The organism is Nguyenibacter vanlangensis, assembly GCF_013376155.1.
Classification (GTDB): Bacteria; Pseudomonadota; Alphaproteobacteria; order Acetobacterales; family Acetobacteraceae; genus Gluconacetobacter; species Gluconacetobacter vanlangensis.
In genome coordinates this window covers 1-3,470 of record NZ_JABXXP010000308.1, presented here as the reverse complement: position 1 = coordinate 3,470, position 3,470 = coordinate 1, and the positions used below count along the sequence as shown (strand labels likewise).

At 67.0% G+C, this 3,470-nt stretch carries 2 protein-coding genes; both read left to right on the top strand.

Annotated elements, in window-relative coordinates; translation table 11 throughout:
- Nucleotides 1-2,054 (top strand): TonB-dependent receptor (locus tag HUK84_RS12895; RefSeq protein ID WP_176640654.1); only part of this gene is annotated, 2,054 nt, incomplete at its 5' end.
- Between the two features lie 102 nt (nucleotides 2,055-2,156).
- The coding region (locus tag HUK84_RS12890) for an amino acid permease (protein WP_246285657.1) at nucleotides 2,157-3,470 on the top strand (1,314 nt) is incomplete at its 3' end.

The following is a 3,470-nucleotide window of genomic DNA, read 5'->3' as shown; positions in this document are numbered from 1 at the left end:
GGATGGACCGGGCGCGGGCGGCGCTGCAGCCGGATACGGGGGCCACGACCTATCGCTTCGACCGCCACGCGATCGAGACCGTGCCGGGCGGGGACAATGCGCCGCTGAACGGCGTGCTGCTGCAGGCGCCCGGGGTGGCGCAGGACAGTTACGGGCAGATCCATGTGCGCGGCGACCATAACGAGGTGCAGTTCCGGCTGGACGGGGTGCAGTTGCCGGAGGGCCTGACGGTGTTCGGGCAGACGCTGATGACGCGCTTTGCCGATTCGCTGTCGATGACCACCGGGGCGCTGCCCAGCGAATACGGGTTTCTGCAGGCGGCGGTGATCGACATCACCACCAAGAACGGCGCGACCAATCCGGGGGGCGAGGCGTCGATCTATGGCGGGGCGCGGGATTATTTCTTTCCGTCGCTGCAATATGGCGGGCAGAGCGGGAAATGGGATTACTTCGCCACCGGGGATTTCGTGCATGACCGGGTGGGGATCGAGAACACCACGCCGCGTTTCAACGCGCTGCACGACCTGAGCAACCAGTACCATTTCCTGGGGCATCTGCGCTATACCGCCGATGCCGATACGCGGATCAGCCTGATCGCCGGGGTGTCGAACGCGGAATACCAGTTGCCGAACAATCCGGGCCAGCAGACGCAGTTCCAGGAACCGTCCTTTGCCGGCAGCACGCTGGCGCAGCATCTGGCGGGCAGCGTGGACAGCGCCAGCCTGGACGAGCGGCAGAAGGAGATCACGGATTTCGGCATCCTGTCGCTGCAGAAGGAAATCGGCCGGGTCAGCCTGCAGAGTTCGGCCTTTCTGCGCTATAGCAGCCTGGGCTATTCGCCCGACATGCTGGGGGACCTGGTCTATAACGGGATTGCCCAGCGGGCGGCGCGGTCGGTGTTTTCGACCGGGACGCAGAGCGACGCGACCTGGCGGGTGGCGCCGCGGCATACGCTGCGCTTCGGCTATCAGGTCTTCGTCGAGCGGAACGTGTCCAAGACCGATTCCCTGGTCTATCCGCAGACCGGCGCGGATGCGGCGGGCAATCCGGAATTCGGGAGCACGCCGGTTGCGATCCATGACGGCAGCGGGCTGACCGGGTGGATCTGGGGCCTGTACGCGCAGGACGAATGGAAGCCGGTGCGCGACCTGACGGTCAATTTCGGCCTGCGGATGGATGGGGTGGAGGAATATACCCACCAGCAGCAACTGAGCCCGCGGCTGAACCTGGTCTGGACGCCGCGCGCGGGCACGACGCTGCATGCGGGGTATTCGCGCTATTTCACGCCGCCGCCGTTCGAGGTGGTCAGCGGCGGGTCGCTGGACAAGTTCACGGGCACCAGCGCGGCGCCGGCCAGCGCGCAGAGCAGCACGGTACGGGCGGAGAGCGACCATTATTTCGACGCGGGGATCATGCAGCGGATCCTGCCGGGGTGGCAGGTGTCGTTCGACGCCTATTACAAGCTGGCGCACAACCTGATCGACGAGGGGCAGTTCGGCGCGCCGATCATCCTGTCGGGATTCAATTACCGGCGGGGACAGGTGAACGGCTATGAGGTCGCGACATCGTACGATCGCGGGCCGCTGTCGCTGTACGGCAACATGGCCTGGTCGCGGGCGATCGGCAAGGACATCACCAGCGCGCAGTTCAATTTCGACCCGGCGGACCTGGCCTATATCCGGCAGCACTGGATCTTCCTGGACCATGACCAGCGCTGGACGGCGTCGGCCGGGGCGGCGTACAGCCTCTTCTACCGCACCGGGCACCCGATGCGCCTGTCGGCCACCATGGTGTACGGCAGCGGGCTGCGGGCCGACGGCGCGGTGCCGAACGGGATGCAGCTTCCGCAATATGTGACGTTCAACCTGTCGCTGGTGCAGTCGTTCCAGGACCTGTTCCGGGTGCCGTTCCTGAAGCGCACGCAACTGCGGCTGGACGTGACCAACCTGTTCGACCGGAGATACGAGCTGCGCGACGGCACGGGGATCGGCGTGGGGGCGCCGCAATACGGGCTGCGGCGGACGATCCTGACGGGGATTTCGCAGCGGTTCTGAACACCCGGCCGCGCCGGGCGCCCGGGAAATTCCGGGCGCATGACATTTCGACCCCGTTATCTATAATCGGCCGCCGACGCAGTTTGGCGCAGGAGGCCGCGCATGAAGACCACCGAAGCCCATTCCGTCCTGCGCGGGCGGCATGTCGCGATGATTTCGATCGGCGGGGTGATCGGGGCCAGCCTGTTCGTCGGGTCGTCGAGCGCGATCGCCACGGCGGGGCCGGGGGTGTTCCTGTCCTATCTGCTGGCCGGGCTGATCATCCTGTGCGTGACGCGGATGCTGGGCGAGATGACGGTGGACGATCCGCAGGCGGGGTCGTTCGTCGCGCATGTGCGGCGGGGGCTGGGCGCGCGGGCGGCGTTCGTCGGCGGGTGGATCTATTGGGTGATGTGGGCGACGATCCTGGGGATCGAGGCGATCGCCGCCGCGTCGTTCCTGGCGCCGTTCGTCCCCCTGCCCTTCCTTGTCACGGAATGCCTGGTGATTGCCGCGATGACGGCGATCAACCTGTTTTCCGTGCGCGGATATGGCGAGTTCGAATTCTGGTTTTCGATGACCAAGATCATGACCATCGTGATCTTCATCGCCATCGGCCTCTGGACGCTGCTGGGGGCCCTGCTGGGGACGCACGCGCAGGAGGTGGCGCGGAACCTGGCCGGACAGGGCGGGCTGTTTCCGCATGGCGGATCCGCGCTGCTGGCCTGCATTCCGGCCATCATGCTGTCGATGGCCGGAGCCGAGATCACCACCATCGCCGCCACCGAGACCAGCCATCCGGCCGAAAGCGTGGGGCGGGCGACGCGGTCGGTGGTGCTGAGGATCCTGTTCTTCTATCTGGGGTCGATCGGGCTGATCCTGTGCCTGACGCCGTGGGAGGCGGTGGTACCGGGGCGGTCGCCGTTCCTGACCACGCTGCAGCGGATCGACATGCCGTTCGCGTCGCTGCTGATGACCGGGGTGATGCTGGTGGCGACCCTGTCGGCGCTGAATTCGGGACTGTACGTGACCTCGCGCATTCTGTGCGAGCTGGCCGAGGCCGGGGACGCGCCGCGTTTTTTCCTGGCGCGCGGCCGCAACAACACGCCGCGGCGGGCGATCCTGGCGGGCTGCGTGATCGCGGTGGCGGTGGCCGTGGCAGGGATGATGTCGCCCGGCGTGGTGTTCGCCTTTCTGGTCAGCGCGACGGGGACGTTCGTGCTGTTCGATTATGTGCTGATCGCGCTGGCGCAGATCCGGCTGCGGCGGCGGGCGCGGGCGGCGGGGCTGGTCCCGGCACTGCCGATGTGGTGCTTTCCGTGGCTGTCCTATGTCACGCTGGCCACGCTGGTCGGCGCGCTGCTGACGATGCTGGTGGCCAGCGGCCATACGCGGCGCGAGATCGTGCTGGGGGCGCTGACGCTGGGGCTGATCGTG